The sequence below is a fragment of the Nocardioides sp. GXQ0305 genome, from assembly GCF_050880345.1.
Classification (GTDB): domain Bacteria; phylum Actinomycetota; class Actinomycetes; order Propionibacteriales; family Nocardioidaceae; genus Nocardioides.
Window position 1 is genome coordinate 607,936 of the sequence record NZ_JBNYXG010000001.1, and the last position, 26,147, is coordinate 634,082.

Consider the following 26,147-nt stretch of genomic DNA (forward strand, 5'->3'; position numbering starts at 1 on the left):
AGGATGTGGGTGGAACGACCCACACGGCGGCCCCGACACGCCGGAAGGAGAGCCGCTGACCTGCGGTTTTCGGAAATGATCCGGACCTTTCCGGCGTTCTCCTTGCATCCCCGCCCGACCACAACATATGGTAGTTACAACGGTGTGGTTCTCCACATGTAGGTCCACAGAAGTGGCCCTGTGATCCACGCCATGCCGGGTTTCGTCCACAGAAATCGCCCCGTGCTCCACAGGAAGGAGGCCAGCGGAGATGCACTGCCCCTACTGCCGGAACACCGACACCCGGGTCGTCGACTCGCGGGTCTCCGACGACGGCAACGCGATCCGCCGGCGCCGTACCTGTGCCTCCGAGAGCTGCGGCAAGCGGTTCACCACCGTCGAGCTGATGCAGCTCACGGTCCTCAAGCGATCGGGCGCGACCGAGCCGTTCACCCGCGACAAGGCGGTCGCCGGCGTCCGGAAGGCCTGCAAGGGCCGCCCGGTCTCCGAGGACGACCTCGCCTGCCTCGGCCAGGCCGTCGAGGACACGCTCCGGCTCAGCGGCGCTGCCGAGATCCCGGCCCACGAGGTCGGCCTCGCGATCCTCGGCCCGCTCCGTGAGCTCGACGAGGTCGCCTACCTGCGCTTCGCCAGCGTCTACCGCGCGTTCGAGAGTGCGGCCGACTTCGAGCAGGAGATCGCCATGCTCCGCGCGGAGGCAGAGGTCGAAGCGGAGGTCGAGACGGAGGTTGAGGTGCGAAGGCCCCCCGGGCCTGAGCCTCGAAACCCCGTGACGGAGGCACCCACCCCAGCCCCCTCGGGCTGACCCAGACCGGGCCCGGCGTGCGTAGTGGGGAAGCTGCGTGCGCCGGGTCCTACCAAGAAGTGTCAGTGGCCAGAGCCACTGTGTTGGACAGACAACGGCACCACCCAAACCAGGGAACAGGGGAGATACCCACCATGACGGAGACTGTCAGCGGCGCAGGCACCGGACTGAGGATGGAGCGCGTCTTCAGCACCGACGGCGTCCACCCGTACGACGAGATCTCGTGGGAGCGCCGCGACGTCGTGCAGACCAACTGGAAGACCGGTGAGACGGTCTTCGAGCAGCGTGGCGTCGAGTTCCCCGACTTCTGGAGCGTCAACGCCTCCACGATCGTCACCACGAAGTACTTCCGTGGCGCGGTCGGCACCGACGCCCGCGAGTGGAGCCTCAAGCAGCTGATCGACCGGGTCGTGAAGACCTACCGCCAGGGCGGGGAAGACAACGGCTACTTCGCCACCCCGGCCGACGCCGAGCTGTTCGAGAACGAGCTGACCTGGCTGCTCGTCCACCAGTACTTCTCGTTCAACTCCCCGGTCTGGTTCAACGTCGGCACCCAGTCTCCCCAGCAGGTGTCCGCGTGCTTCATCCTCTCCGTCGACGACTCGATGGACTCGATCCTGAACTGGTACAAGGAGGAGGGCTTCATCTTCAAGGGCGGCTCCGGCGCCGGCCTCAACCTCTCCCGGATCCGGTCGTCCAAGGAGCTGCTCTCCAGCGGCGGTACGGCGTCCGGCCCGGTCTCCTTCATGCGCGGCGCCGACGCCTCCGCCGGCACCATCAAGTCGGGCGGCGCGACCCGCCGGGCGGCGAAGATGGTCGTGCTCGACGTCGACCACCCCGACATCGAGGAGTTCGTCGAGACCAAGGCGCGCGAGGAGGACAAGATCCGCGCGCTGCGCGACGCCGGCTTCGACATGGACCTCGGCGGCGCCGACATCACCTCCGTGCAGTACCAGAACGCCAACAACTCCGTCCGGGTCAGCGACGAGTTCATGCGCGCGGTGGAGGACGGCACCGACTTCGGCCTCCGCGCCCGCAAGACCCACGAGGTGATCGAGACCGTCGACGCCCGCGACCTGTTCCGCAAGATCTCCAAGGCCGCCTGGGAGTGCGCCGACCCGGGCCTCCAGTACGACGACACCATCAACGACTGGCACACCAACCCCGAGACCGGCCGGATCACGGCGTCCAACCCGTGCTCGGAGTACATGTCGCTCGACAACTCCTCCTGCAACCTGGCGAGCCTCAACCTGCTGAAGTTCCTCAAGGACGACGACACCTTCGACGCCGAGCTGTTCGCCAAGGCGGTCACGGTGATCATCACCGCGATGGACATCTCCATCTCCTTCGCCGACTTCCCGACCGAGGCGATCGGCGACACCACCCGTGACTACCGCCAGCTCGGCATCGGCTACGCCAACCTCGGCGCGCTGCTGATGGCGATGGGCCTCGGCTACGACTCCGACGGCGGGCGGTCGATGGCCGCGGCGCTCACGTCGCTGATGACCGGGACGTCGTACGCCCGTTCGGCCGAGATCGCCGGCGTGGTCGGCCCCTACGCCGGTTACGCCCGCAACGCGGAGGCCCACAAGCGGGTGATGCGCAAGCACCAGGCCGCCAACGACGCCGTCCGGACCCTCCACCTCGAGGACGCCCGGGTGCACAAGCTGGCCACCAAGGCCTGGGACAAGGTCGTCAAGGTCGGCGAGAAGAACGGCTACCGCAACGCGCAGGCCTCGGTGCTCGCCCCGACCGGGACCATCGGCTTCATGATGGACTGCGACACCACCGGCATCGAGCCCGACTTCTCGCTGGTGAAGTTCAAGAAGCTGGTCGGCGGCGGCTCGATGCAGATCGTCAACCAGACCATCCCGCGGGCCCTCACCAAGCTGGGCTACGACGAGGAGAAGGTCGAGGCGATCGTCGCCTACATCGCCGAGAACGGCCACGTCGTCGACGCGCCCGGCCTGAAGACCGAGCACTACGAGGTGTTCGACACCGCGATGGGGGCCCGGGCCCTCAAGCCGATGGGCCACGTCCGGATGATGGCGGCCGCCCAGCCGTTCCTGTCCGGCGCGATCTCCAAGACCGTCAACCTGCCGGAGACGGCGACGGTCGAGGACATCGAGGACATCTACCTGCAGTCCTGGAAGCTCGGACTCAAGGCGACGGCCGTCTACCGCGACAACTGCAAGGTGGGCCAGCCCCTCTCCGACGGCGGCAAGAAGCCGGAGGTTGAGGTGCGAGGAGCGCCAGCGACGAGCCTCGAAACCCCGGAACCGCAGGTGGTCGAGAAGGTCGTCTACGCCCCGACCCGCAAGCGGCTCCCGAAGTCCCGCACGTCGCGCACCACCTCGTTCACCGTCGGCGGCGCCGAGGGCTACATGATCTCCGGTGCCCACGACGACGGCACCCTCGGCGAGATCTTCCTGAAGCTCGGCAAGCAGGGCTCGACCCTGGCCGGCGTCATGGACGCCTTCTCGATCGCGATCTCGATCGGCCTCCAGTACGGCGTCCCGCTGGAGACCTACGTCTCGAAGTACACCAACCAGCGCTTCGAGCCCGCCGGCCTCACCGACGACGCCGACATCCGGATGGCCCAGTCGGTCATGGACTACGTGTTCCGCCGCCTGGCCCTGGACTACCTGCCCTTCGAGACCCGCGAGGCCCTCGGCATCTACTCGGCCGAGGAGCGCCAGCGCTACCTCGAGACCGGCTCCTACGAGGCCGTCGCCGAGACCGGCACCACCGCCGCCGAGCTCGTGGAATCGTCGGTCCCGGTCGACGCCGAGGTGGAATCGGAGGTTGAGGTGCGAGGAGCGCCAGCGACGAGCCTCGAAACCCCCGAAGCCGAAAGCCACGACTCCAAGGGCTCCGAGCAGCGCGAGGTCCCGGCCACCCCGGCCAAGGAAGCCCACACCAGCGCCGAACTCCTGGAGCAGATCACCGGCACCGCCGTCGACAGCCCCCTCTGCATGACCTGCGGCACCAAGATGCGCCCCGCCGGCTCCTGCTACGTCTGCGAAGGCTGCGGCAGCACCTCCGGCTGCAGTTGAGACACTTGGCTTCGGTGCCGGGGATTGTCAGTGGTTCCCGGCACCATGGCCCTATTGAATCGCGGGGTCGGGTTAGGAAATCAGCATGAAGCCAAAAGTTGTGGATGCGGGCCCTAATGGCCCCGGATCAAGATCGCAAGGCATCGAGTACACGCCCGGCCGTAGTGCCCCGAACTTTTCATTCGCAGACGTCTTCGCCGGGATCGGTGGGTTTCACGCCGCCTTGGCGGCAGCTGGCGGACAGTGCGTGGGCGCAGTGGAGATCGACCCTGACGCGGCGCGGGTCTATATGCGCAACTGGGGCAGGGACCCGCTTGGGGACATCACCGAGATCGCGAACGAAGACAGGGTCACCATCGACCCACACGACGTGCTCGCCGCAGGATACCCGTGCCAGCCGTTTTCAAAGAGCGGCTTCCAACGCGGCATGGACGAAGCCCGCGGGACGCTGTTCTGGAACATAGCCCGGATCGCCGAGGTCCATCAGCCGAAAGTCCTGCTCCTCGAGAACGTTCGGAACGTGGCCGGCCCGCGCCACAAACACGAATGGGAGGTCATGGTCAAGACCCTCCGCCAACTCGGATACAGAGTTGCCGATGAGGCGGCGGTCATGTCGCCACACCTGATCCCGCCGGAACTTGGAGGGCGCCCGCAGGTCCGGGAGCGCGTCTTCGTCACAGCCACTTTCGTGGGCCAGGGAGCTAAAATGGGTGATCTCGTCGCGGAGCCCGTCTTCCGCAACCGCCCCCTTGATGAGTGGAACTGGAACCCCCAGAAGTGGGACCTGGAGAAGCATCTTCCGCTGGACCCTGACCACCACGCTGAGGGCTGCGACCTCACCGCCGCGGAGCGGCACTGGATCAAGGCGTGGGATGAGTTCGTTCAAATCATGTGGGAACGGCTGGAGGGCCACCGGCTCCCTGGCTTCCCCATCTGGGCTGACGAATGGGTGCACCGCGACGAGCTCGAAATCGACCCGCTTACTCCCGCCTGGAAACGCGCGTTCCTCGTCAAGAACTCCGAACTCTACAGCGAGCACAAGGACACCCTCGACGAGTGGATGCGGCGCTGGGAGGTCAAGACACCCAAGTTCCCCCCGTCGCGGCGGAAGTTTGAGTGGCAGGCGCAGGACACCCCAACTCTGTGGGAGTGCGTCATGCACTTCCGCCCTTCAGGTATTCGCGCCAAGAAGCCCACGTACTTGCCGGCCCTCGTGGCGATCACCCAGACGAGCATCATCGGGCCGCGCGAGCGTCGACTTTCACCGCGAGAGGCTGCCCGTCTTCAGGGCCTGCCCGACTGGTTCGACTTCGGCGCGCAGCGCAACCCGGCGACGTACAAGCAGCTCGGTAACGGCGTCAACGCTGGGGTCGTATGGCAGGTCCTCAAGGCCCACGTAGCCCGTGACAAGGACTTGCTGGAGGCCGGAGCGCCGGGACTCTACAAGGCAGTGTCCGCGCTGCCAGACAGTCCCGACGCGGCCCTTGACGCTATGCGCTGAGGCCGGTCACTTTGCGGATCAGCGCCTCGAATTGCTCCTGGTCGATCACCCCTTGCTCAAGGAGCTTGCGAGCCCTCTGAATCTCGGCGACTAGTGACCGATCCTCGGCTGACGCCGCCGCGTGACGGAACATCGTGCGCAGCCGCGGGAAGTTGCTGTTGTCGACAATGATCCGGACCGCCTCCAGCGCCGGATCCTTGATGTCTGCATCAGGATTGACGGGCATCGCAAATGGGATGACGCACTCGGGGTGTAGGACGGCGAAGTTGCTGATGACCGCTTTGTCGAGTTTGGTGGAGTCCTTGTACTCCTGCACCTGCTCAGCCATCTCCGGGTGCCCCGTCGGCGACACAAAGACTATGCCCGGCAACTCTGGCGACAGGAACACCGTCGGGACAACGAGGCCGGCCCCAGGACCGCCCTGGCCGTTGGTGATGGTGAATTTTCCGCCTCGCTTGTAGGAGGTCTTCACGGACCACAGGCTCTTGGCCTCCGTGAGCAGGGCAGCGGTGTCGTGCCCGTCAGCGTTGTGCCCATCAGGCAGGGTGACGATCCCCGCCCGGTACGCGGCAAGAGTGATGATCCACTCGCCGATGCCTCCGGTGATGAAGCGCAGACCTCGGTCGGACGGGTTGTAAGTCTCGACGGCAAGCCGGAAGGCCCACTCCAGTTCGGTGCGGAGCGAAGGGTCCTTGCGGAAGGCCCCCTTTAGGCCTTCGAACTCGGATGACCCACTGCTGGCAACGCTCACCGTCATGCAGGGAAGGGTACGCGCACATCGACGTAAGGTAGCGGAATGGAGGAGCCGAGCTGGGCTTCGTCGCCCGCCGTTAGGCGCACGATGCAGGGGAATCGCAAGCGGGACACCAAGCCCGAACTTCGGTTGCGCTCGATTCTTCACCGACGCGGGCTGCGCTACCGTGTGGCCGCCCGCCCCTCCCGTCCCTAAGGCGGACCGCGGACTTGGTGTTCAGCCGATCGAAGGTCGCGGTCTTTGTTGACGGTTGCTTTTGGCATGGATGTCCTGAGCACTACAAGACCCCGTCTCGGAACTCGAAGTACTGGTCTACCAAGATTCAGGGAAACATCGCGAGGGACCGGGACACGGACGCGAAGTTGGAGGCGGGAGGCTGGACGGTTATCCGAGCCTGGGAGCACGAGAGGCCGGAGCTGGTCGCAGACTGGGTAGCATGCGTTGTCAGATCTACGAGTCAAGGCCCTTCGCGAGGAAAGTGACGACGGGTCGCGGGGACTAGGGCTACGTCAACTGGTTGCGTGCACGCGGGTCGTCACCGTGACGGATAGTCGAGAACGCGGGCGCCGTCTCAGCCAACCGAGTTGGATACACCATAATGTTCAGCGAACTCTGTCAGGGACAAGCTCACGGAGCTTGGACCGCGCCGGACAAAGAACTCGAAACTTGTATCCTTGCGGCGCTTCACGAAGGTCGGCCGTGGAGTCGCTCGAACGGAAACGTGGAAGATTGGTTTGCCCGAAATCGACAACATGTCGTACTCAAGGAACCGCCTTACTCCGCCTGGAGTCAGGAACCTGTTGTCCACGAGCATCTCCCACTGGAGTTGCCACTTGTCGGCATCCCACGACTTAGCTTGGAAGTCTCGTTCAATCCCGTCGCTGATTCCGTGTTTGTCGGAGACCCCAATTAGCAGTTCCCCGCCCTTACCGTTCATAAATGCCGCTATGGTCTTCAGGGATTCCCCCGGAAGATCCGCGTTCTCTGCCAGAACGCCTGTCTTGCGCAAGCGTCGCATGTCTGCGTAAAGGCTCTCCTTGAACTCAACGCCCTGAGACTCGCCTGCCTCAAGCGCGACCTGGGCCCTGGTTCTGCGCTCCTCGGCTGAAGTCGGGCGACGAAGGACCCGAGGGGTGGACAATTCGCCCGTGCCGGGCTCAGGGACCAACTCGAGCCCCAATGACGAGAAGTAGTCGACAACTTCGCCAATTCCTGAGAGCAGCCTGTTCGGGGGAATACCCCGCAATTCCACTAATTCTGCAAGGGTGGTCTCCGCCCCTCCAGCGGCGGCGCGAAAAGCGAGGGAATCCAGAAGGTCCATCAATAGCTAACTACGCAGCGTTGTGTGAGGTCCTCAGCGATTAGTTGAGCGCGGCGATTCCAGAAGGCCCCGGGGTTAGGCGACAGCCCAGTCAAGGCGTCAAACGCGACTTTGTCGATAAAATGCGAGAGGAGGCGCTCGCGTGCATTGTCGAACGTGATTCCCGCTGTAACCAGTGCCTGGCCAGGGGTCTTCGCTCTCCATTCGGAGTTGCTCTTCGACGTTAAAGGTGTCATGTTTGCAATCGATCGTACGTAATCGTAGCCAGCCGTGCTCGGCTCCAGTACGTCGCTCAGCGATCCGTGCTTATTGTTCGCGCACCAGGCGCGGGGATATACATGGTGCAACTCAACTTTGGCCTGCGAGGGATACGTGATGGAGTCGCCTGGATTCAGAAGGTCAACCGTTGGTCGCGTCAGGACAGGTAGTGCTAGAGCCTTGCCCATCGCTCCGGGTGCGCGCGAGTGCATCAGGCGCTCCTTGACATCTTCGGATGTGGGTGCCCCCTGGATATGCAGATTCAGTTGCTGCGTAGCCCAGGTAGCCCACTCGTTGGCATTCCTGCCCTTGCGCTCGAACAGTATGTCTTTTAGCCAGCGCAGGTCGGCCGCGCTCTGTGTAAGGAAGCCTTGGTCATATCGGCTCGTGAGTGCGGTCCGCCAGAAGAAGGCACGGAAGAGCGCGTCGAGGTCATCTATTGTCCACTGGCCAGAGTGACGTGGATCGATGTCCATGTACCACCGCAGCGAAGCATAAATGGCCATTGTAACGGGGTATGGACAGTCTTGGAGATCGAAGCGGCCGCCGCACACGGCGTCTTGGTATCCGCCAATGTATGAGGCCAGAGCATCCCTTCGAGCGATTGCTTCTTTCCAGAATGCGGTTGGAGTCGCAAGGAGGTCGCCGGCCTTCACGGAGGTGATTACCGGAGCCTTGGCTCGGCGCCCGACTTTGCGAGGCTCCGGCTTAGCGGAGTCCAACCCCAAGTAGCAAGCCGTAACTGTCTGAGCAATGAGCTCTGGCCGCTTGTTGCGCGATGCCCAGCCAGCCGCGCCGTCTAGACTACCCAGATCATCGATCCAATCACGTAGTTGAACTGGATCCAGGTCATCTACTGTGTCGGCGTATAACCAACTGTGGAGCAAATCAACCGTCGAGACTCTGGTGCCGGTGGTGTTAAGTGTCTCGAATATCTCGCAGATTTCGCCAAGCGAATAGTCCGCCGGGACGATGTAAACAGCCAAGACGGTAGAATTGATGCCCGTAAATGCAGACTGTAGAACGTCGTTACGACGGGCCAGTTCATCTGTGGAGGGGAGTTCGCCGCCAGGGTAATTGGTGGGATCGGTCAGAGCCTGGAGGTAGTTCATCCACTGAGCCAACAGTCCATCTTTATGGGTGGTAGCCAACGGAAACAGTCCCGCAGCCACACAAGATGCCGTCGACGTCAGGCCCTTGCTCGTGATGTCCTTGTTGCTGAAATACGCAACTCGAGCTGTGATGTCCACATCTTTGACATCCAGGAACCAACCGCCGTTGAAGCGCCGCAGCCCGCTACTTGCGCGCAGCCCTCCGAAAACCATCGCGAGTGCGGTGCATCGTTGACGTCCGTCGAGAACGCCATAGAACTTGCTCGGGCGGTCCGACTCATCTGAGTTGAGCGAAACCTTGACCTGGTCGCCGGCCTTGGTGTCGGGAATGGACACGGGCTCGAGTTCCAGGTCACTGTCGTCGGGCTGCTCCCAGAGTGTGGCCATCCCGATAGGCCTTGCCTCAATCACAGAGAGAGCGAGCGCCGTGACGTCTGCCTCTGACCACACGAAATCACGTTGGAAGGTAGGGACCAGCCAGGCGTTCGACCTGATGCGATCCAACACGCCGGCGATCCCGACAGACTCAACGGTGAGAGAAGGCACGGCTGTCTACCCTTCGCTTGAGGTGATGGACGCAGGCGCGTGAACCGAGACGTTATAGGAAAGGGAAAGTGATCGGAAGCAGGCTCCGGTAGTGGGTGGCAGCCCCTTGCATGGCACGGGCCCAGAGATATGTGTGGGCCCGAGCGTAGGAATCCTGAGCCGGTTCGCGCGAGTTAGGTGGCGTTGACAGCATTCAGTTGAAGCCCTGATTAGGTGCGTATGCACCACTGCCATCCGGGTGTCGAGCCCACGCGGACCGCCTGCGCCAGCGACGTCTCAGCCTGCCTGTCGTGCGGATTGAGCACGGGGGGACCGCGTGCCCCTGAAGGTGTCGCGGCACGCGATTGGTGACCCGACCGAGGTCGGGCCGCGATAGGGGCGTCGGAACCCGGCGCCGACGCCCGAGCCACGACCACACCGACTGGGTCGACGAGCCTCGGACCTACACGACTAGGCCGGGACGGTCGAGGACGGCAGCGTGCTGCGGGTGCGCGACGGCCAGGAGGTGGTGTGGGTGGTGCTCGCCGCCGCCGATCCGGTCGCGGTCTATCCCGAGGTCACCACCGCGGTGTCCGACCTGGTGGCGCGGGCGGACCTCTCGAAGCGGGTGACGCCCGAGCAGCACGACGCAGCCACGGCGCGCAGACGTGCTCGCCGTGCGGCCGGCAGGGTTGCTGCGCGCGTGCGCCGTCGGCGCGGCGGAGCCCCCGACTGACCTGACGCGAGGGGAGGAGTCGAGCGGGCCCGAGTTCGGCCATTCTCGAGTCAGGCGGCCGTCGCCGACCTACGGTTCCCTCAACGTCGGGGCGGTCCGCCCCGGCCCGGACTGCGGGGAGCGACGTGCGCAAGCTCGTGTGGGCGGCGATCGCCGTGGTGGCCGTGCTCTGGATGCTCGGCAACGCCGGCGAGGAGCCCTCGTCGGAGGCGGCCGACTCGCAGACCGGTCAGCGCGCGGACCGCGGCGCCGACTCGACGCCCGAACAGTCGCGCGACAGGGACGTGCCGGGGCAGGGCAAGGCGCGGGCCAAGAAGGCGCGTGCACAGCAGTCCGACCCGAAGCCCGAGCCGTCGAGCGCGGCGCGCACCTGGCTGGTCACCCGCGTCATCGACGGGGACACCATCGAGCTCGGCAACGGCGCCGACGTACGCCTCGTCGGGATCGACACCCCCGAGCGGGGCGAGTGCGGCTACGACGCGGCCACCGCCGGCATGACACGCCTGGTGCTCGGCAGGCAGGTGCGGCTGACGAGGTCGGACGAGGACACGGATGCCTACGGCCGCTGGCTGCGGTACGTCGACGTCGGCCCGGTCGACGCCGGGCTGCGGCAGATCAAGAACGGACTGGCCATCGCGCGCTACGACTCACGCGACGGCTACGGCTACCACCGCCGCGAGCCCGTCTACATCCGTGCCGACCGGGGCCACCGGAACCTGTCCTGCCCGACGCCCGCTCCCGTGGCCCGCCCGACGAAGCCCGCCGGCGGCGCGTGCGCACCCGGCTACTCACCCTGCGTGCCGCCGTACCCGCCTGACGTCGACTGCGCCGACGTGGGCGGTCCGGTCCGGGTGACCGGCACCGACCCCCACGGACTCGACGCCGACGGCGACGGCGTGGCCTGCGAGTAGGGGCCGTGGGAGGTTGCTCGCGGCCGTCAGCTCCGTGGCAGTGGAGAGACCGTCACGGGCCGGCCGCCGGGTGACGCGGCGACGAGCCACGACACCCGGCGGCGGGATGGCGCCGGGGGGCCGGGTCAGAGGTCGACGGGACGCAGCACGGCCGAGACGCCGTGGGCGATCTGCCGGTTGCCCTTGTTGATGTTCTTGGCGGGGCGGAGGACGAAGGCGTTCTTGTCGTTGCGGTCCTTGTCGACCAGGTAGACCAGACCCTTCTTCTTGCGGTAGTCGACCTCGAGCCGCTTGCCGTTCGCGGTCTCCAGCTTGGCCCCGCCGGCCTTCGTGGCCGACCGGTAGTCGATGGGCGCACCCGGGACGACGTGGTAGAGCAGGATGCTCTCGATCGTGTCCACGCCCACGGTGGACAGGGTGTCGTACGCCGAGGCCTCGTCGTCCGGCTTGCTGCCGGTGATGTCCTCGACCAGCCGACGGAAGGCGCGGTCGGTGGGAGCGAAGGCGGTCAGCCTGACCGAGCCGTCGGCGAGGACCGCCACCGCGCTGTTGGGCTTGGCGGCGATCACGTCGTTGACGGCCTGGTCGAGGATGTCGAAGTCCGTCCAGGTCTCGTCGAACTCCAGGCCGTCGGCGGCCAGGACCTCGGCGAGGCTGGTCTGGCCCAGGCCGTCGGCCTGGGCGGGGGCGGCGGTCAGCGACGCCGCGGCGACAACAGCGACGGCCAGCGAGGAGGCGGTGGCGGTGAGCTTGCGCATGGTGTGTCTCCTGGTGGGTGAGAGGTGAGGCCATGGACAGTACCTAAACAAGAATCTAAACACAATATTGAGGTATGCTCTTCTCTCGTGACGCCCTTCGCGGAGAACCGAGGCGGACTGGCAGCATCTGATGACGTGGCCACGCCCCCGGACGACACCCTGCTGACCATCGGTGAGCTGGCCGAGCACACCGGGCTCTCGACCCAGCTGCTGCGGACCTGGGAGACCCGGTTCGGGTTCCCCGAGCCGACCCGTCTTCCCAGCGGTCACCGCCGCTACACCGGGGCGGACGTCCGCGCCGTACGCCGGGTGCTCGAGGAGCGCGACCGCGGCACGCGGCTCGAGCAGGCCATCGGGGTCGCGCGGCGCGCCGAGGATGCCACCCACACGGGTTCGGTCTACGCGTCGCTGAGCCTGCGGCACCCCGAGCTGACGTCGTACGTGGTCAGGAAGGACACCCTGCTCGCCCTGTCCTGGGCGATCGAGGACGAGGCGACGGCCCAGGCGGCCCGTGGGGTGCTGGTCGGGACCTTCCAGCGCGGTCGCTACTTCGGGCAGTCCGCCGCGCGCTGGCGTGACCTGGCGCGCACCGCTCGCGGCGCCCTGGTGATGGCGGACTTCCCGGAGCACGACGACGACGCGCGCCCGGCCCAGGTCGCGCTGGGCGTGGACTCGCCACTGCTGCGGGAGTGGATCGTGGTCCACGACGCTCCCACCTTCGCCGCCGCCCTGGTGGCGTGGGAGCTGCCAGGGCAGGGCGACGTCCGCGAGGCCGACCGGCAGTTCGAGGCGCTGTGGACCGTCGAGGGCCGGATCGTCCGGGATGTCGCCGTCATCTGCGCCGAGGCGGCCGTCGCGGAGGGCTCGGGGGCCGCCCGGGACCTCCTGCGACTGCTCGAGGAGTCCGCGACCCCGCCCGCCACGTCGCAGCGGAGCGCCACCGCCGTGTTCAACCGGATGGTGGCCTACACCGACGGAACGACGCTGCGGACGCGCACTCGTTGAGTGCGACGGTCGCGACGGCATGCACCCTTCCTCGGTGCGCGGTCGTGTCACGGACGTGAGGTGGTCGGGGATCGACCACGCGCGGTCGAGGGCTCAGACTGTCCACATGGCCGGCTGCTGCGACCCGCGGGGGTACGACGAGGTGTTCGGCGACGGCTTTGCCCGTCACGTGGCGAGCAGGTACCGCCGTCGTGGTCTCGACCGGACGGCGAGGCGGCTGGTCGACTTCCTGGCGGAGGACGACCTGTCCGGAGCCAGCGTGCTGGAGATCGGCGGCGGCGTCGGCGAGATCGGGGTGGAGCTGCTGCGCCGGGGAGCGGCCAGGGCCACCACCCTCGAGCTGTCGCAGGCGTACGACGACCCGGCGCGACGGCTGGCGGAGGAGGCGGGCGTCGCCGACCGGGTCCACCGTGCGGTCGTCGACATCGCGACGTCGCCGGACGACGTCGAGCCGGCCGACCTGGTGGTGCTGCACCGGGTCGTGTGCTGCTACCCCGACCACGAGCGGCTGTTGGGGGCGGCCGCCGACCACTGTCGCCGCCGCCTGGCGTTCAGCCACCCGCCCCGCAACCCGGTCAGTCGCGGCGTGTTCGCGATGGAGAACGCACTGTTCCGCCTGCGGGGCAGGGAGTTCCGCGCGTACGTGCACCGGCCGCAGGCCATGGCGGAGGTGGTGACCCGGCGGGGGATGCGGCGCGAGCTGGCGCACGCGGGGACGATCTGGCAGGTCCAGGGACTGACCCGCTGACCGCTCACGCAGCGCTGTCGGGGAGGGCCTCGTCCATCGGTACGGGCACCAGATCGGTGTTGCAGGCGCGGTGGACGACGTCGACAGGGACGTCGCCGAGCCGGCCGACGTCGTAGAGGGCGCGGGCCCAGGCGCGGTCACGGGTGGTGAGCCCGCCGGGGCCGGGTCGGCTGCGGAGGAAGGCGACGCGGCCGCCGGGCGCGAACTCCGAGCACAGCTCGCCGACGAGGGCGGTGAAGCCGGCCAGCTCGTCGCCGGACGGCGGGGTGGTGGCGTCGTCGATCTGGGTGAGCTGCGGGAACGGCTGGTCGTCGCGGTCGATCAGCATCAGCCAGATCGTCTCGCGGGAGAAGCCGAGCGGGCCCATCAGGTGACGCCAGGTGTCCTCGAGGTCCTGCTGGGTGCGGATGGTGGGTCGGAAGGTCATGGGTCGACCCTGACCCGGATCGTCGCGCGGCGCGAACGGTTCTCCACAGGGGTGGGGAGAGAGCGGCCGATCGGGCTGGCGTGGCGCCACGTTCCGTCCACAGCCGGGCTTCGCGCCGGCCTCTCCACAGGCATCGAACGTACGCTCGAACCGGGCGTCGATCCTTCTACCGTGTGGGGCATGAGCCAGGAGCCGGTCCCGCTGCTGCATCCGTTCGAGCGGTGCGCGTCGCGGATCGGTGCTGCGCTCGACGAGGTCGCGGGTAGCTCGCCGGTCTACCTGTCGACGGAGGCCAAGCGGGAGGTGCTGGTCGGGCTCTCGCGTGACATCGCGCGTCTGGAGGCCCTGCGGCTGGCGGTGGTGGCCGCCTCGGGAGATGTCGCCGAGCAGGACGCGGCGCGCTCGGCGGGCGCCTGGGTGGCCGCGCAGGCCCGACTGGAGCGTCCCGAGGGAGTGCGTCTGCAACGGCTGGCCGAGGCCCTCGACGGGCGCTACACCGTCGTGGCGATGGCGTTCTCGGACGGCGAGCTGTCGCGCCCGCAGACCGAGGCGATCACGGCGGCGCTGGACGCCCTGCCCGTCGACGTCGAGCGCGAGCTCCGGCTCGAGGCCGAACGGCACCTGGTCGCCCGCGCGGCCGAGTTCGGCCCGCGCGAGCTGCGGGTGCTGGGGGGCCGGATCCTCGACGTCGTCGCACCGGAGGTGGCCGAGGAGCACGAACGCCGGGCGCTCGTGCGGGAGGAGCAGCGGGCGCGTCGGCGGATGCGGGTCACCACCCGGGAGCTCGGCGACGGGCTCACCCGGATCACCGCGGACCTGCCCACCCTGCACGCCGACCTGCTGACGACCCAGCTGCACGCCTTCGCCTCGCCTCGACGTGACCACCTCGTCGACGACCGGGACGACGTGGTGGCGCGGCGCGATCCCGAGTCCGGGGAACGAATCCCTTACAGCCGGCTGCTGGCCCAGGCCTTCTGCAGCCTGCTCGAGCGACTGCCGCGGAACGTCGTCCCCGACCACGGTGGCGACGGGGCGACGCTGGTGGTCACCATCGACGAGCGCAAGCTGGCCGACGACCTCGGCGTGGCCCGGCTCTCCACGGGGCACGGGATCAGCGTGGGCGAGGCCCGGCGGCTCGCCTGCACGGCCGGGATCGTGCCGATGGTGCTCAGCGGGGGGTCGCAGCCCCTCGACGTCGGCCGCAAGAAACGCTTCCACACCCCCGCGATGCGCAAGGCGCTCGCCGTCCGTGACCGGGAGTGCCGGGCGAGCGGGTGTGAGGCGCCCGCAGCCTGGTGCGAGGCACACCACGTGATCCCGTGGGCGGAGTCGCGGGGGCCGACCAGCGTCGAGGACGGCCTCCTCCTGTGCGGATTCCACCACCACCGAGCCCACGACCACCGCTACCACGTCAGTCGGGCGGCGGGCGGTGACGTGCGCTTCCATCGCCGGACGTGAGCGGCGCGCCGCTGCCGTGGTCAGCAGGAGTCGGGATCGATCGCCCGGTTGATGCGGTCGCAGATGCGGTTGAGCTGGGCCACCTGGGCGGCGGTGAGGGGGTCGAGGACGAGGCGGCGTACCTCCTCGACGTGGGAGGGCGCGGTGGCGACGACCTTCTCCCAGCCGGCGTCGGTGAGGTGGGCGATCGTGGAGCGCCCGTCGGCGGGGTCGGGGCAGCGCTCGACCCAACCACGGGCCTCGAGCCGGCCGACGACCTGGGAGAGGCGGGAGAGCGAGCCGTCCGCGAACGACGCGAGCGTGCCCATCCGGAGCCGGCGGTCGTCCTGCTCGGAGAGTGCGGCGAGGACGCCGTACTCGAAGTGGGTGAGGCCGGCGTCGCGGCGGAGCTGGCTGTCGAGGGCGGCGGGCAGGCGGACGAGCAGCCGGGCCAGCTGGATCCACGACTCCTGCTCGTCGGCGTCGAGCCAGCGGGTCGTGTCGTCCATGGGCGCATCGTAGCCGGGGAATTACTTCACGCATGAAGTGGTTGCGGCACACATCAACACTTCACGCTTGAAGCAATGTGGGAGGTCGTCATGAACGTGTTCCTGTGGATCGTCGCCTCGGTGCTGGCGCTGGCGTTCCTGTTCGCCGGGATCACCAAGCTGGTCCGGCCGAAGGAGCAGCTCGCCGCGCAAATGGGGTGGGTGGAGGACTTCAGCCAGGGGACGATCCGGCTGATCGGGGCGCTCGAGGTGCTGGCCGCGGTCGGCCTCGTCGTCGCGCCGCTGCTCGGGATCGCGCCGGTGCTCGCGCCGCTCGCTGCGCTCGGTCTGGTGCTGCTGATGGTCGGGGCGATCATCACTCACGCCCGGCGCCACGAGGTGCCGATGGTCGTGGTCAACCTGGTGCTGCTGGGGCTGGCCGTGGTGGTGGCCGTCGGGCGGTTCGGGCCGGAGCAGTTCGCCGCCTGACGAGGGTCGCACCACGGGTGCGGCCGATCGGACCTTCCCCTCCGACGGCGCGCGGGTCTAGGTTCCGTCGGAAGAGCAACACCGGGGGAGGGACCCACCGTGAACCGTCGCGCCCGTTCCGTCCTGGCTGCGCTGGCCGCAGCCGCCACCACCGTCGCGGGAGTCCAGGCCGCGCTGACCGCACCAGCCGAGGCCGGCGGCAAGGGTGATGCGGACGGGCCGGACAAGGTGGTCATCATCATGGTCGACTCGCTGTCCAAGGAGATCGTCCGGAAGTACGACATGGACCACGTCCAGGCCATGATGCGGCAGGGCGTCGACGCGCGCCGCTCGTACCTCGGCCACCTCGGCTCGGTCACCGTGGTCACGCACAACGTGGTGACCACCGGCGTGCTGCCGAAGCACATGGGGTGGACCGACGAGGGCTACCGCGACGTCGACGGCGTGCTCTCCGGCCTCGGCCTCGGCGACGACGAGAGCGACCTGTGGATCACCAGCAACTGGGGCAGCCAGGAGATGTTCGCGGTGCAGGAGCACGCCGGACACCCCAAGCTCGCCGACTACCTGCACGCCGCCGACCCGGACTCGAAGGTGTTCACGATCAGCCCCAAGACGTACGCCGCATGGGGGCTCGGCGGCTCGGGGTCGGACTCGATCATCACCTTCGGCAGCAGCACCACCTGCCCCGGCCTGCCGGGGTCGTGGCGCGAGCCAGGCGGCATCAACCCACCGTCGTACATCACCGAGACCTGCGGCCGGTACTACGTGCCGACCGGCTCGGCGCTGCGCTACGACACGATGGAGCCGCCGGCCAGCCTGTACCCGCTGGACGGCGACCGCTACACGACCGGCAAGGACCCCGACCACCAGGGCGGGGACGTCTGGGCGGCGGACGCCGCGATCGACGTGATGCAGAACGAGCCCGACTGGAGCGGGATCTTCGTGACCCTGCCGGGCGTCGACAAGGCCGCGCACATGTGGGGCGGCGTCGACGACGACGGCGGCACCGACCCGATGACGCACATGGACTTCGCCACTGAGGTCGCCGACGAGCAGGTCGGCAAGATCCTCGAGGAGCTGGAGACCAGCGGCGAGCTCGACGACACGCTGGTCGTGCTCACCTCCGATCACGGGTCGGTGGCCGGCCGGAACTTCTACGGCGAATACGAGCCGGAGGCCAACTACGGCTTCTACAACTGGTACTACGGCGACGTCGAGAACGACGTCTACCTCGACCCGCAGGAGGCGCTGCAGCCGCTCGTCGACACCGGGAATGTCGGCCTCAGCTACAGCGACTCGATGTTGCGGGCATGGCTCACCGAGCAGACGCCGGCGAAGGTGGCCGAGGCCGCGACGGTGATGGCCGGGCTGCCTGCGGTCACGGCGGTGTTCACCCGCGACGGCGACCACTACGACCGGGTGACGCCGGTGCGCTGGGACCGGATGACCGAGCCGGGGGAGCGTGCCTGGTTCCGCCGGCACGCGCAGGAGCTGGTCGACACCGAGGCGGCCGAGTACGGGCCGGACGTGATCGCGACGCTGCCCGACCACACGACGTACTCCGTCGCGGGTGACCACGGCGGCATCCAGAAGGCGACCCAGCAGGTGCCGATCGTCTTCGCGGGCGCCGGGCTGTCCCGGCGCGACCTGCGGGCGCCGGTGCGGTCGGTCGACATCATGCCGACGGTGCTGCGCCACCTGGGCATCCCGGCGACCAGTCCGATGGACGGGATCGACTACCGGCTGCCGACCCGCTGACCGCGAGCCGCGCCGGTGAGGAGCGCGGCACCCATGCCGGCCAGGGCGAGGTCGCGTACGCCGGCCGCCACCACGCCTGCCCACCCGGGCAGGCCGAAGGTCACCGCGGCGACGCCGAGCACGAACGCCCAGCCGGTCCACGGCGGCAGCACGCCGGCGCGGGCGACCCGGTAGCCGAAGGCCAGGCCACCGAGGAGCATCAGTGCGCCGTGCACGGTCATCCAGAGGCCGAGGGCGTCGCCGAGCTGGTCGAAGTCGGCGGTGTCCCGGACCAGCGCGTAGACGACGGTGCCGGTGAAGTACGCGAACGCGTACGCGTACACGAGGGCGCCGGCGAGGCCGAGGGGGCCGAGCGGCGGCCACTGCACCACGGCCAGGCCCACGACGACGACCGGGACGGCCGCCTCGGCGACCAGGGTCAGCCACAGCTGCCCGCTCGAGAAGCCACCCTGGGCGACCTCGATGACGTCGGAGACCAGGTAGAGGACCGAGGAGACGACGGCGGTCCACCCCAGCAGACGTATGAGGGTGGGGTGAGGCGACGAGGCGGCCTCGGTCACGTCGTGATGCTACTGCGGGTCGTTCCGTGGTGGCCGGTGCGAGGATGGGCGGGTGGAGGACCCGCACGCACTGCTGCGTCGCCTCAAGCTCGGGCGCGAAGAGTACTGCCAGCGTCTGCTGACGATGCTGATCCTCGACGCGGACTACCCGCGGTGGAACGCGCGGAGCACGCCGTCGCCCGCCGGCCTGCAGTTCCTCCGGGCGCTCGACGAGCTGTCGTTCGGTGCGGCCGACGTACCGGACGACGTCGAGTTCGTCGACGAGCTGGACCTGCCGCGCCGCCACGACGACGAACCGGGCTGTGCGCCGGACTACGGCGTGCTGATGCCGGGCCGGCTGTGGGTCATCGAGCTGAAGACCGAGCGGGGGAGCCACCGGTACGGGCAGGTGGAGAGCTATTTCGAGCTCGCTCACCACCACTTCCCGGACAAGCAGATCGACCTCACCTACGTGATCCCGGGGATGTCGGCGGTGGCGGCGGGCGCGCCGGAGGGGAGCCGGCTGGCCCAGGTGACGTGGGAGCAGGTGATGCCGCTGGTCGACGGCGTGTGGCGGGAGGCCACCGGCTCGACCCGCGACCTGTACGACGCCCTCGCCGAGGCCGTGGCGAGCATCGGGACATCGTGGACGATGTGGCGCGAGCGGACCCTCAACGACCTGACGGCGAAGGCCGCGCGGCTGGCCCGGCTCACCGCACGTGACGGCCAGCAGCGCGCACTCGACCACGCGGCCGGTTCACTGGGCGAGCTGCAGGAGCTGCGGCTCGCGGTGCGGGACGAGTTCCAGCGCCCCGGCAGTCCGCTCCGCTCGGTCACGCCGTGGCTGTGGGACGCGTCGACGTCCGGCGGCCAGCCGCTGACCGCCGCGGGTCGCTCCCACGGCTACGAGCTGAGGTTCTCCCGGGAGGGCCGGTAGTCGACGGCCTCACCTCGCCAGCTGCGACGGGACCACGTCGACGTCGAACGGCTGGGCGGCCGTGAAGGCCCCGTCGCCCGCCACGTGCGCCACCTCGGCGTACCTGCCCTCGCGCAGCTCCCAGGCGGTGATCTCGAGGTCGTCGGGGTCGACGACCCAGTAGGCCGGGCAGCCGGCCGCCTCGTAGCGGGCCCGCTTGAGCGAGAGGTCGACGTGCCGGGTGCTGGACGAGAGGATCTCGACGGCGAGCAGCAGCGTGGGCAGGGACTGGGTCCCCGCGTCGAAGACGTCGCGTCGCACGACGAGCAGGTCGGGCTGCAGCACCGTGTCGTCGGCGAGGCGGACGTCGGTGGGGGCCGCCAGGACCAGCAGCTCGTCCGGGCAGTGCCGGGCGAGCAGGACGTGGAGCCGGCCGGAGACCAGCTGGTGCCGCAGGCTCGGGCTCGGCGTCACGACGAGCGAGCCGTCGATGAGCTCGTAGCGGTGCCCGTCATCGGGCACCGCGGCCAGGTCGTCGGCCGTCAGCGGTCGGCCGCGCGGCAGCGTCGTCACGGATCCCATGGTGCCTCCTGTCGTCCACGAGGGTCCACGGAAGCGCGTGGTGGTCGACCGGGCAACCGGTTCTCCACAGGCAGCGGAGCTAGCCGTGCGGGGAACCGTCGAGGTGCAGCAGCGCCGTACGGACGACGCCGCCGGAGGCGTCGAGGGCGGAGCGGGCGGCGGCCGCGTCGACGTCGCCGAGCAGCCGGACGAGCGCGAGCTTGAGGTCGCCGTCGGAGTCGGCGAGCACGCCGGCGCAGGTGTCGACGTCGTGGCCGCTGGCCTCGGCCAGGATGCCGACCATCCGGCCGTGCAGCTTGGCGTTGCGGGCGGTGACGCCGGCCATCAGGTTGGAGTAGGTGTAGCCGAGCCGGACCATCACGGCGGTCGAGAACGCGTTGAGCACCAGCTTCTGGGCGGTCCCCGCCTTCATCCGCGTCGATCCGGCGAGCACCTCGGGGCCGGTGTCGACGCACACGTGGACGTCGGCGACCGCAGCGATCTCGGCGGCCGGGTTGGAGCTGACCAGCACCGTGGGCGCGCCGATCCGGCGGGCCTCGCCCAGCGCACCGGCGACGTACGGCGTCCGGCCGCTCGCCGCGAGACCGATCACGACGTCGCCCGAGGTGAGCACGGACGCCTCGGCGGCCCCGGACTCGGCGTCGTCCTCGACGTCCTCCACGGCGGCGTCGAGCGCCGCGGCGCCGCCGGCGTGGTGGGCGACCACCAGGTCGGGGGAGAGCCCGAAGGTGGGCGGCAGCTCCGCGGCGTCCATGGCCGCGATCCGCCCCGACGTCCCGGCGCCGAAGTAGTGGACCGACCCGCCCGCGCGCATCGCGTCGACGGCCAGGTCGACCGCCGCGCCGAGCTGGGGCAGTGCCGCCGCGACGGCGGGGGCGACCCGGGCGTCCTCGTCGTTGATCAGCCGCAGCAGGTCGAGGGTGGGGAGCAGGTCGAGGTCGCGGGAGCCGGGGTGCCGCTGCTCGGTCGGCGCCTGGACCGGCACCGGCCTGCGCGCCGGGATCACCGGCCCGCCTTGCGGCCCACGCGCCGGTCGGCGACGGCGTCGTGGGTGAGCTCGAGGGCGCGCTGGCTGGACTCGTAGGTGCGTTGCGCGAGGCCCACGAACACGCAGTCGACGACGGTGAGCTGGGCCAGCCGGCTGGCGGTGGCGCCCGACCGGAACGTCGTCTCGCGGGCGGCGGTCGTCAGCACGTGGTCGCCGAGCGCGGCCAGCGGGGAGCGCGGGAAGTTGGTGACCGCGACGGTGGTGGCGCCGGTTCCGCGGGCGAGCTGCAGCGCGTCGATGGTGTCCTGGGTCGCGCCGGAGTGGGAGATCGCGACGGCGACGTCGCCGGGCGTGAGCAGCGCGGCACTCGTCAGGGCGATGTGGGGGTCGGTCCACGCGAACGCGACGCGGCCGATCCGGTGCAGCTTCTGCTGGAAGTCCAGCGCGACGAAGCCGCTGGCGCCGACGCCGTACACGTCGACCCGGGGAGCCGTGACCAGCGCCTCGATCACCGCGTGGAGGGCGTCGAGGTCGAGCTGTTCGGCGGTCTCCTCGACCGCCCGGGCGTCGGCGAAGGCGATCTTGCCGACCACCTTGTCGAGATCGTCGTCGGCGACGATGTCGCCGGCGAGGTCGCGGGCGTCGCCGGCGCCGCTGCGCCCCTGCTCGGCGGCCAGCGCCAGCCGCAGGCCGGGGTAGCCGGTGAACCCGACCGCCCGGCAGAACCGGATCACCGTGGTCTCCGACGTCGCGCACTCGTGGGCGAGCGAGGTGATCGTGGACGCCGCGGCGGCGGCCGGGTCGGCCAGTACCCGCTCCGCGACCCGGCGCTCGGCGGGCGCCAGCGACGGCAGCAGCGCCCGGATCCGGACGGTGGTGCGGAGCTCGGTGTCAGCCATGTTGAAAAGTTACCTTCGATCGTGCGTGGATGTCAGCATCCCACGACGGAGGGGTCGTTACGGTGACGTCGTGGAGCTGGTGATCGGGGTCGACGCAGGCGGTACGTCGACCCGCTGCCTGGTCGCGGACACCGACGGCACCCCGCTCGGCACCGGTGCGGCAGCCGGCCTCAACCAGCACTCCAGCGGCGGTGATCCGGTCGCCCAGCTCGCACACGCCGTCGCCGGAGCGCTCGACGGGCACGACCCCGCTGACGTCGTGGCCGGTGCCCTCGGCGTGGCCGGCGCCGGGGCGGCCGGCGTCGACGTGGTCCGGGCGCACGCGGCCGACGCGTGGCGCCGGGTCGGGATCGCCGGTGAGCCACAGGTCGTGACCGACCTGCTGACGGCGTTCGCGGCGGGCTCGCCTGCGGCGACAGGGACCGTGCTGGTCGCCGGCACCGGAGCCGGCGCGGCGGCGATCGTCGACCGACACGTGGCGCGGCAGGCGGACGGCGCCGGCTGGCTGCTCGGTGACGTCGGCTCTGCGGTGTGGCTGGCCCGCGAGGCACTGGTCGCCGTCGTGGCCGCCCTCGACGGTCGCGGACCCACCACGGCCCTCACCGAGCCGCTGCTCGGACGACTGCTCGGCCGCCCCGCGCCGTACGACGTCCAGGACGTCATCGCGCGTGCGTACGCCGTCCCACCCGCCGCGCTCGGCACGCTCGCGCCGGTGGTGACCGACCTCGCGGCCGCCGACCCGGTGGCGGGCGAGATCGTTGCGCGCGGCGTGGCCGGGCTGCTGGCCTCGCTCGACGCGGTGCGTGCTGACGGACCGGTCGTGCTCGCCGGCGCCCTGCTCACCCACGACGGACCGGTGCGCGACGGCGTGGTCGCCGGGCTCGCCGAACGGGTGCTGGGCGCCCCGAGCAGTGCCCAGCACCCGGCGGCGGGCGCGGCCTGGCTGGCCCTGGTCTCGCGCGGCGTGACCGACGAGAGGGTGCATACGACTCTCTGCGCTCACTGACTCAGGTCTCGACACGCCGGTCGCGACCTCGTTCCTCGGTCGCGCGGCTCGCTCGACCACCATCAGCGGATTCGCTGGCGCGCATCCGCTCAACTCCTCGACGGGGTGAAGCCGTCGCCGGTGAGCTCGTCGTCGCGCACCAGGCGGCGGTCGACCCGGACCGCGTCGACGTACACCCCGCGGCCCTGGATGGCCGCGTCGCTGGTGTAGCGCCACCGCACCCGGACCGAGTCCGCGGCCGGCAGGGTGGCGAACGCGGGGCGCCACTCCCGTCCGCCGGAGCCGGACAGGGTGCCGTCGGTGGTGACCGCCTCGTCGCGGTCGCGGATCGTGAACGGCAGCGGCGACCACGAGGAGCCGCCGTCGGTCGACGCCTCCAGGGTGAGCACGTCGTACTCGGCCTCGGTGTCGTACCAGAGCCCGAACGACAGCACCTGGCCTGCGACCTCGTCGGTGGTGAGCGAGACGGTGCGCGCGTCACCGACGCCGGAGAACCACGACGTCCGGCCCTGGAGCGGCCGGACCGCGATCGCCCGGGCCAGGTCGCGCGCCACCGCGCGGCGGGCCGGGTTGTTGCTGCCCCAGTCGCGCGACGGGTGGACCCGGTTGGTCAGCAGCACCACGAACGAGTCGGACAGCGGGTCCATCACGACCGACGTCCCGGTGAAGCCGGTGTGGCCGAAGGTGACCGGTGACGACAGGCCGTCCATGTACCAGCGCTGGTCGAGCTCGAAGCCGAGGCCGTGGGAGTCGCCGGGGAACTCGGTGTTCTCGTTCACCAGCATCGCCCGCACCGTGTCGGGCTCGAGGATCTGCGCCCGGCCGTAGCGGCCGCCGTTGAGCAGCGTGCGCGCGAGCACCGCGAGGTCGCGGGCGGTGGAGAACAGCCCGGCATGACCGGCGACGCCGCCGAGCGACCAGGCGTTCTCGTCGTGCACCTCGCCGCGGATCATCGGCCGCCCCGCCCACGGCTGCGCCTCCGTCGCCGCGATCCGGTGGACCAGCCGCGCCGGCGGGTTGTACATCGTGTCCTTCATGTGCAGCGGCCGGGTGATGCCGTCGGAGATCACCTCGTCGAGCGGCTCGCCGGTCACCTCCTCGACGAGGAGGCCGAGGGTGATCAGGCCGAGGTCGGAGTAGACGTACTCCTCCCCGGGAGGGGCGGTCGGCTCGACGGCCAGCACCGCCGCGAACCGTTCCTCCGGCGTGTCGTAGCGGCTGTAGAGCGGCAGCCAGGCCGGCAGCCCGCCGGTGTGGGTGAGCAGGTCGCGGACCGTCACCTCGCCCTTGCCGTTCTCGGCGAACGCCGGGAGGTACGTCGCCACCGGCTCGTCGAGGTCGACCCGGCCGGCCTCGACCTGCTGCATCACCGCGATCGTGGTGAACGTCTTGGTGACCGAGGCCAGGTCGAAGATCGTGTCGCGCCGCATCGGCACCTGCTGGTCGGCGGGCAGCTCGGTCTCCGCGTCGGCGTACCGCACGGCCTTGCCGGCGGCGTCGTGCACCGGGACCACGCCGTGCCGCGACGCGAGCACCACGCCGCCGGCGTACAGCGGCCGGGTCGGCGACGGCTCGAGGTAGGACCGCAGGTCGGCCGACATCTGCCGCAGCGGCTCGGCCAGCAACCGCGCCTGGGCGGGCGAGCCGGTGCGCAGCCGGTGGTGCGGGAAGCGGAGGTCGTCGGGGGAGACGTCGCTCGCCGTCGCCGAGACCCGGACCCGCTTGGTCTCGTCGGGTTGGGCGACGCGGCTGCCCGCGGCCGTCCCGACGGGGGCGGTGCCCACCGCCAGCGCGATCGCGACCATCCCGACCGCCGCCGCCCTCACGACCTGCCCTGCCGGTAGAGCAGGTGGCGGGCCCGGAGCCGGCGGAAGTCGGCCAGGTCGGCCTGCCAGACCGCCACCACCTCGTCGACGTCCGCGCCGGCGTCGATCGCCAGCCGCACGTCCTCGTTGCCGGAGAGCCGGTCGATCCAGTACGGCGCCGCCGACTCGCGCCACGCGAACTCGGGGTAGAGGTCTCGCGCCGTCACGATCATCGCGATCGCCGTCGGGATCGCCTCGAAGTCGTCGCGGTCGGTGACGTGCAGCTGGACGCCGGAGCAGGGCGTGTTGAGGTGCTTGGAGATGAACGGCGTGAAGTAGGCCTCGCGGAAGTCGACGCCGGGCAGGTCGCGCTCGTTGAGCGCGTCGGCCCACCGGTGGTCGGCGTACGGCGCCCCGATCAGCTCGAACGGCCGGGTCGTCCCGCGGCCCTCCGAGAGGTTGGTGGCCTCGAACAGGCAGGTGCCCGGGTAGACGACCGCCGTCTCGACGCGCGGCATGTTCGGCGACGGCATCACCCACGGCTGGCCGGTCTGCTCGGCGTACAGGTCGCGGCGCCAGCCCCTCATCCTCGACACGTCGAGGTCGACGGGCCCGTCGGCGTTCTCGTCGTCGGGCAGGAACTCGGCGTTGAACAGCCCGGCGAGCTCGCCCACGGTCATGCCGTGCTGCTGGCTGATCGGCTTGCGGCCGACGAAGGTCGCGTGCTCGGGGTGGAGCACCGGCCCGTACGCCGCCGTCGCGCCGATCGGGTTGGGCCGGTCGAGGACGACGAAGCGGACGCCCGCCAGCGAGGCGGCGACCATGCAGTCGTACATCGACCAGATGTAGGTGTAGAACCGCGCGCCGACGTCCTGGATGTCGAACATCACCGTCTCGACCTCGGCCTGCCGGAAGTACTCGGCGACCTCCGCCGGCGTCTTCGTGTAGGTGTCGTAGACGGGGATGCCGGTACGCGGGTCGGGCCCGCCGGGCTCGGAGCCACCGGCCTGGGCGCTGCCGCGGAAGCCGTGCTCGGGCCCGAACGCGGCCACCAGGTCGACCCGGTCGTCGCCGGCCATCACGTCGACCTCGTGGCGCAGGTCGCGTACGACGCCGGTCGGGTTGGAGATCAGTCCGACCCGCTGCCCGGACACCATCCGGTAGCCGTCGCGGGCGAGGGTGTCGAAGCCCGTGAGCACCCGGCCCCGGTGACGGCCGCCGGCCGCAGCCGACGTCGGCGCTGCGGTCGCCAGCGACCCGGCCGCCCCTGCGGTGAGGGCGGCGGTGCTCAGCAGGCTGCGGCGGGGGACGGCGTACGTCATC

The 26,147-nt window shown here is 69.7% G+C and carries 26 protein-coding genes; 14 read left to right on the forward strand and 12 right to left on the reverse strand.

The annotated features are described in order from the left end of the window. Positions 1-250: 250 nt before the first annotated feature. The 3 genes from nrdR (at position 251) to ACQ1X7_RS02975 (ending at position 5,362) form a co-directional block, all read left to right on the forward strand. On the forward strand, positions 251-805 hold the full coding sequence (nrdR, locus tag ACQ1X7_RS02965; protein WP_432476657.1) for a transcriptional regulator NrdR: 555 nt from the start codon (positions 251-253) through the stop codon (positions 803-805). 134 nt (positions 806-939) lie between these two features. Next, positions 940-3,861 carry a vitamin B12-dependent ribonucleotide reductase gene (locus ACQ1X7_RS02970; RefSeq protein ID WP_432476658.1) on the forward strand — a complete coding sequence of 974 codons (2,922 nt, stop codon included), beginning with the start codon at positions 940-942 and terminating at the stop codon, positions 3,859-3,861. Positions 3,862-3,946: 85 nt separating this feature from the next. Next, complete coding sequence (locus ACQ1X7_RS02975; RefSeq protein WP_432476659.1) at positions 3,947-5,362, forward strand: DNA cytosine methyltransferase; 1,416 nt, start codon at positions 3,947-3,949, stop codon at positions 5,360-5,362. Here the strand turns inward: ACQ1X7_RS02975 and ACQ1X7_RS02980 are convergent. Next, positions 5,352-6,119 (reverse strand): hypothetical protein, encoded by a 768-nt coding sequence (locus tag ACQ1X7_RS02980; RefSeq protein ID WP_432476660.1) that lies wholly within the window; start codon positions 6,117-6,119, stop codon positions 5,352-5,354. The genes ACQ1X7_RS02975 and ACQ1X7_RS02980 overlap by 11 nt on opposite strands. Before the next feature lie 84 nt (positions 6,120-6,203). Between ACQ1X7_RS02980 and ACQ1X7_RS02985 the strand changes: the two genes are divergently transcribed. Further along, positions 6,204-6,311: a hypothetical protein gene (locus tag ACQ1X7_RS02985; RefSeq protein WP_432477016.1), complete on the forward strand. Its 108-nt coding sequence runs from the start codon at positions 6,204-6,206 to the stop codon at positions 6,309-6,311. Positions 6,312-6,328: 17 nt separating this feature from the next. Next, positions 6,329-6,598 carry a DNA mismatch repair protein Vsr gene (locus ACQ1X7_RS02990; RefSeq protein ID WP_432476661.1) on the forward strand — a complete coding sequence of 90 codons (270 nt, stop codon included), beginning with the start codon at positions 6,329-6,331 and terminating at the stop codon, positions 6,596-6,598. Positions 6,599-6,687: 89 nt separating this feature from the next. On the opposite strand, the gene ACQ1X7_RS02995 is transcribed toward ACQ1X7_RS02990, so the two are convergent. Next, positions 6,688-7,437: an AlbA family DNA-binding domain-containing protein gene (locus ACQ1X7_RS02995; protein ID WP_432476662.1), complete on the reverse strand. Its 750-nt coding sequence runs from the start codon at positions 7,435-7,437 to the stop codon at positions 6,688-6,690. Then, a complete protein-coding gene (locus ACQ1X7_RS03000; RefSeq protein ID WP_432476663.1) occupies positions 7,437-9,353 on the reverse strand; it encodes a GmrSD restriction endonuclease domain-containing protein in 1,917 nt (638 codons plus the stop codon). Before ACQ1X7_RS03000 ends, ACQ1X7_RS02995 begins: the two co-directional genes overlap by 1 nt. Before the next feature lie 478 nt (positions 9,354-9,831). On the opposite strand from ACQ1X7_RS03000, the gene ACQ1X7_RS03005 reads away from it, so the two are divergent. Together ACQ1X7_RS03005 and ACQ1X7_RS03010 are read left to right on the forward strand one after the other, a co-directional pair. Then, positions 9,832-10,068 carry a hypothetical protein gene (locus tag ACQ1X7_RS03005; protein WP_432476664.1) on the forward strand — a complete coding sequence of 79 codons (237 nt, stop codon included), beginning with the start codon at positions 9,832-9,834 and terminating at the stop codon, positions 10,066-10,068. Between the two features lie 125 nt (positions 10,069-10,193). Next, positions 10,194-10,979 (forward strand): thermonuclease family protein, encoded by a 786-nt coding sequence (locus tag ACQ1X7_RS03010; protein WP_432476665.1) that lies wholly within the window; start codon positions 10,194-10,196, stop codon positions 10,977-10,979. Positions 10,980-11,104: 125 nt separating this feature from the next. Here the strand turns inward: ACQ1X7_RS03010 and ACQ1X7_RS03015 are convergent, their stop codons facing one another. After that, a complete protein-coding gene (locus tag ACQ1X7_RS03015) occupies positions 11,105-11,737 on the reverse strand; it encodes a fasciclin domain-containing protein (RefSeq protein WP_432476666.1) in 633 nt (210 codons plus the stop codon). 135 nt (positions 11,738-11,872) lie between these two features. Between ACQ1X7_RS03015 and ACQ1X7_RS03020 the strand changes: the two genes are divergently transcribed. Next, positions 11,873-12,742 carry a DICT sensory domain-containing protein gene (locus tag ACQ1X7_RS03020; RefSeq protein ID WP_432476667.1) on the forward strand — a complete coding sequence of 290 codons (870 nt, stop codon included), beginning with the start codon at positions 11,873-11,875 and terminating at the stop codon, positions 12,740-12,742. Between the two features lie 106 nt (positions 12,743-12,848). Continuing rightward, entirely contained in the window at positions 12,849-13,490 is a 642-nt protein-coding gene (locus tag ACQ1X7_RS03025; protein WP_432476668.1) for a methyltransferase domain-containing protein, read from the forward strand. Between the two features lie 4 nt (positions 13,491-13,494). Here the strand turns inward: ACQ1X7_RS03025 and ACQ1X7_RS03030 are convergent, their stop codons facing one another. Further along, complete coding sequence (locus ACQ1X7_RS03030) at positions 13,495-13,917, reverse strand: hypothetical protein (RefSeq protein WP_432476669.1); 423 nt, start codon at positions 13,915-13,917, stop codon at positions 13,495-13,497. A 180-nt stretch (positions 13,918-14,097) separates the two neighbouring features. On the opposite strand from ACQ1X7_RS03030, the gene ACQ1X7_RS03035 reads away from it, so the two are divergent. Beyond that, positions 14,098-15,375, forward strand: coding sequence for a DUF222 domain-containing protein (locus tag ACQ1X7_RS03035; RefSeq protein ID WP_432476670.1), 1,278 nt, complete (start codon positions 14,098-14,100; stop codon positions 15,373-15,375). Between the two features lie 20 nt (positions 15,376-15,395). On the opposite strand, the gene ACQ1X7_RS03040 is transcribed toward ACQ1X7_RS03035, so the two are convergent. After that, on the reverse strand, positions 15,396-15,863 hold the full coding sequence (locus ACQ1X7_RS03040; RefSeq protein WP_432476671.1) for a MarR family winged helix-turn-helix transcriptional regulator: 468 nt from the start codon (positions 15,861-15,863) through the stop codon (positions 15,396-15,398). A gap of 75 nt (positions 15,864-15,938) precedes the next feature. Here ACQ1X7_RS03040 and ACQ1X7_RS03045 point away from each other — a divergent pair, with 75 nt between their 5' ends. Next, on the forward strand, positions 15,939-16,331 hold the full coding sequence (locus ACQ1X7_RS03045) for a DoxX family protein (RefSeq protein WP_432476672.1): 393 nt from the start codon (positions 15,939-15,941) through the stop codon (positions 16,329-16,331). 99 nt (positions 16,332-16,430) lie between these two features. Then, positions 16,431-18,089: an alkaline phosphatase family protein gene (locus ACQ1X7_RS03050; protein WP_432476673.1), complete on the forward strand. Its 1,659-nt coding sequence runs from the start codon at positions 16,431-16,433 to the stop codon at positions 18,087-18,089. Here ACQ1X7_RS03050 and ACQ1X7_RS03055 read toward each other — a convergent pair. Further along, positions 18,068-18,649: a hypothetical protein gene (locus ACQ1X7_RS03055; RefSeq protein WP_432476674.1), complete on the reverse strand. Its 582-nt coding sequence runs from the start codon at positions 18,647-18,649 to the stop codon at positions 18,068-18,070. The two genes, ACQ1X7_RS03050 and ACQ1X7_RS03055, sit on opposite strands and share 22 nt — an antisense overlap. A 52-nt stretch (positions 18,650-18,701) precedes the next feature. Between ACQ1X7_RS03055 and ACQ1X7_RS03060 the strand changes: the two genes are divergently transcribed. Further along, positions 18,702-19,565, forward strand: coding sequence for a hypothetical protein (locus tag ACQ1X7_RS03060; protein WP_432476675.1), 864 nt, complete (start codon positions 18,702-18,704; stop codon positions 19,563-19,565). 9 nt (positions 19,566-19,574) lie between these two features. On the opposite strand, the gene ACQ1X7_RS03065 is transcribed toward ACQ1X7_RS03060, so the two are convergent. The 3 genes from ACQ1X7_RS03065 to ACQ1X7_RS03075 form a co-directional block, all read right to left on the reverse strand. Further along, entirely contained in the window at positions 19,575-20,126 is a 552-nt protein-coding gene (locus ACQ1X7_RS03065) for a Uma2 family endonuclease (protein ID WP_432476676.1), read from the reverse strand. Between the two features lie 79 nt (positions 20,127-20,205). Then, entirely contained in the window at positions 20,206-21,132 is a 927-nt protein-coding gene (murQ, locus tag ACQ1X7_RS03070; RefSeq protein ID WP_432476677.1) for an N-acetylmuramic acid 6-phosphate etherase, read from the reverse strand. Next, a complete protein-coding gene (locus ACQ1X7_RS03075; RefSeq protein ID WP_432476678.1) occupies positions 21,129-22,013 on the reverse strand; it encodes a MurR/RpiR family transcriptional regulator in 885 nt (294 codons plus the stop codon). The genes murQ and ACQ1X7_RS03075 overlap by 4 nt, the downstream gene beginning before the upstream one ends. Before the next feature lie 70 nt (positions 22,014-22,083). Between ACQ1X7_RS03075 and ACQ1X7_RS03080 the strand changes: the two genes are divergently transcribed. Beyond that, on the forward strand, positions 22,084-23,019 hold the full coding sequence (locus tag ACQ1X7_RS03080; RefSeq protein ID WP_432476679.1) for an N-acetylglucosamine kinase: 936 nt from the start codon (positions 22,084-22,086) through the stop codon (positions 23,017-23,019). Between the two features lie 89 nt (positions 23,020-23,108). Here the strand turns inward: ACQ1X7_RS03080 and ACQ1X7_RS03085 are convergent, their stop codons facing one another. Continuing rightward, positions 23,109-24,845, reverse strand: coding sequence for a serine hydrolase (locus ACQ1X7_RS03085; RefSeq protein ID WP_432476680.1), 1,737 nt, complete (start codon positions 24,843-24,845; stop codon positions 23,109-23,111). Next, the gene (locus ACQ1X7_RS03090) at positions 24,842-26,146 is read right to left on the reverse strand and encodes an exo-beta-N-acetylmuramidase NamZ family protein (RefSeq protein ID WP_432476681.1); all 1,305 of its coding nucleotides are present in this window, start codon (positions 26,144-26,146) and stop codon (positions 24,842-24,844) included. Before ACQ1X7_RS03090 ends, ACQ1X7_RS03085 begins: the two co-directional genes overlap by 4 nt. Position 26,147: the final 1 nt, after the last annotated feature.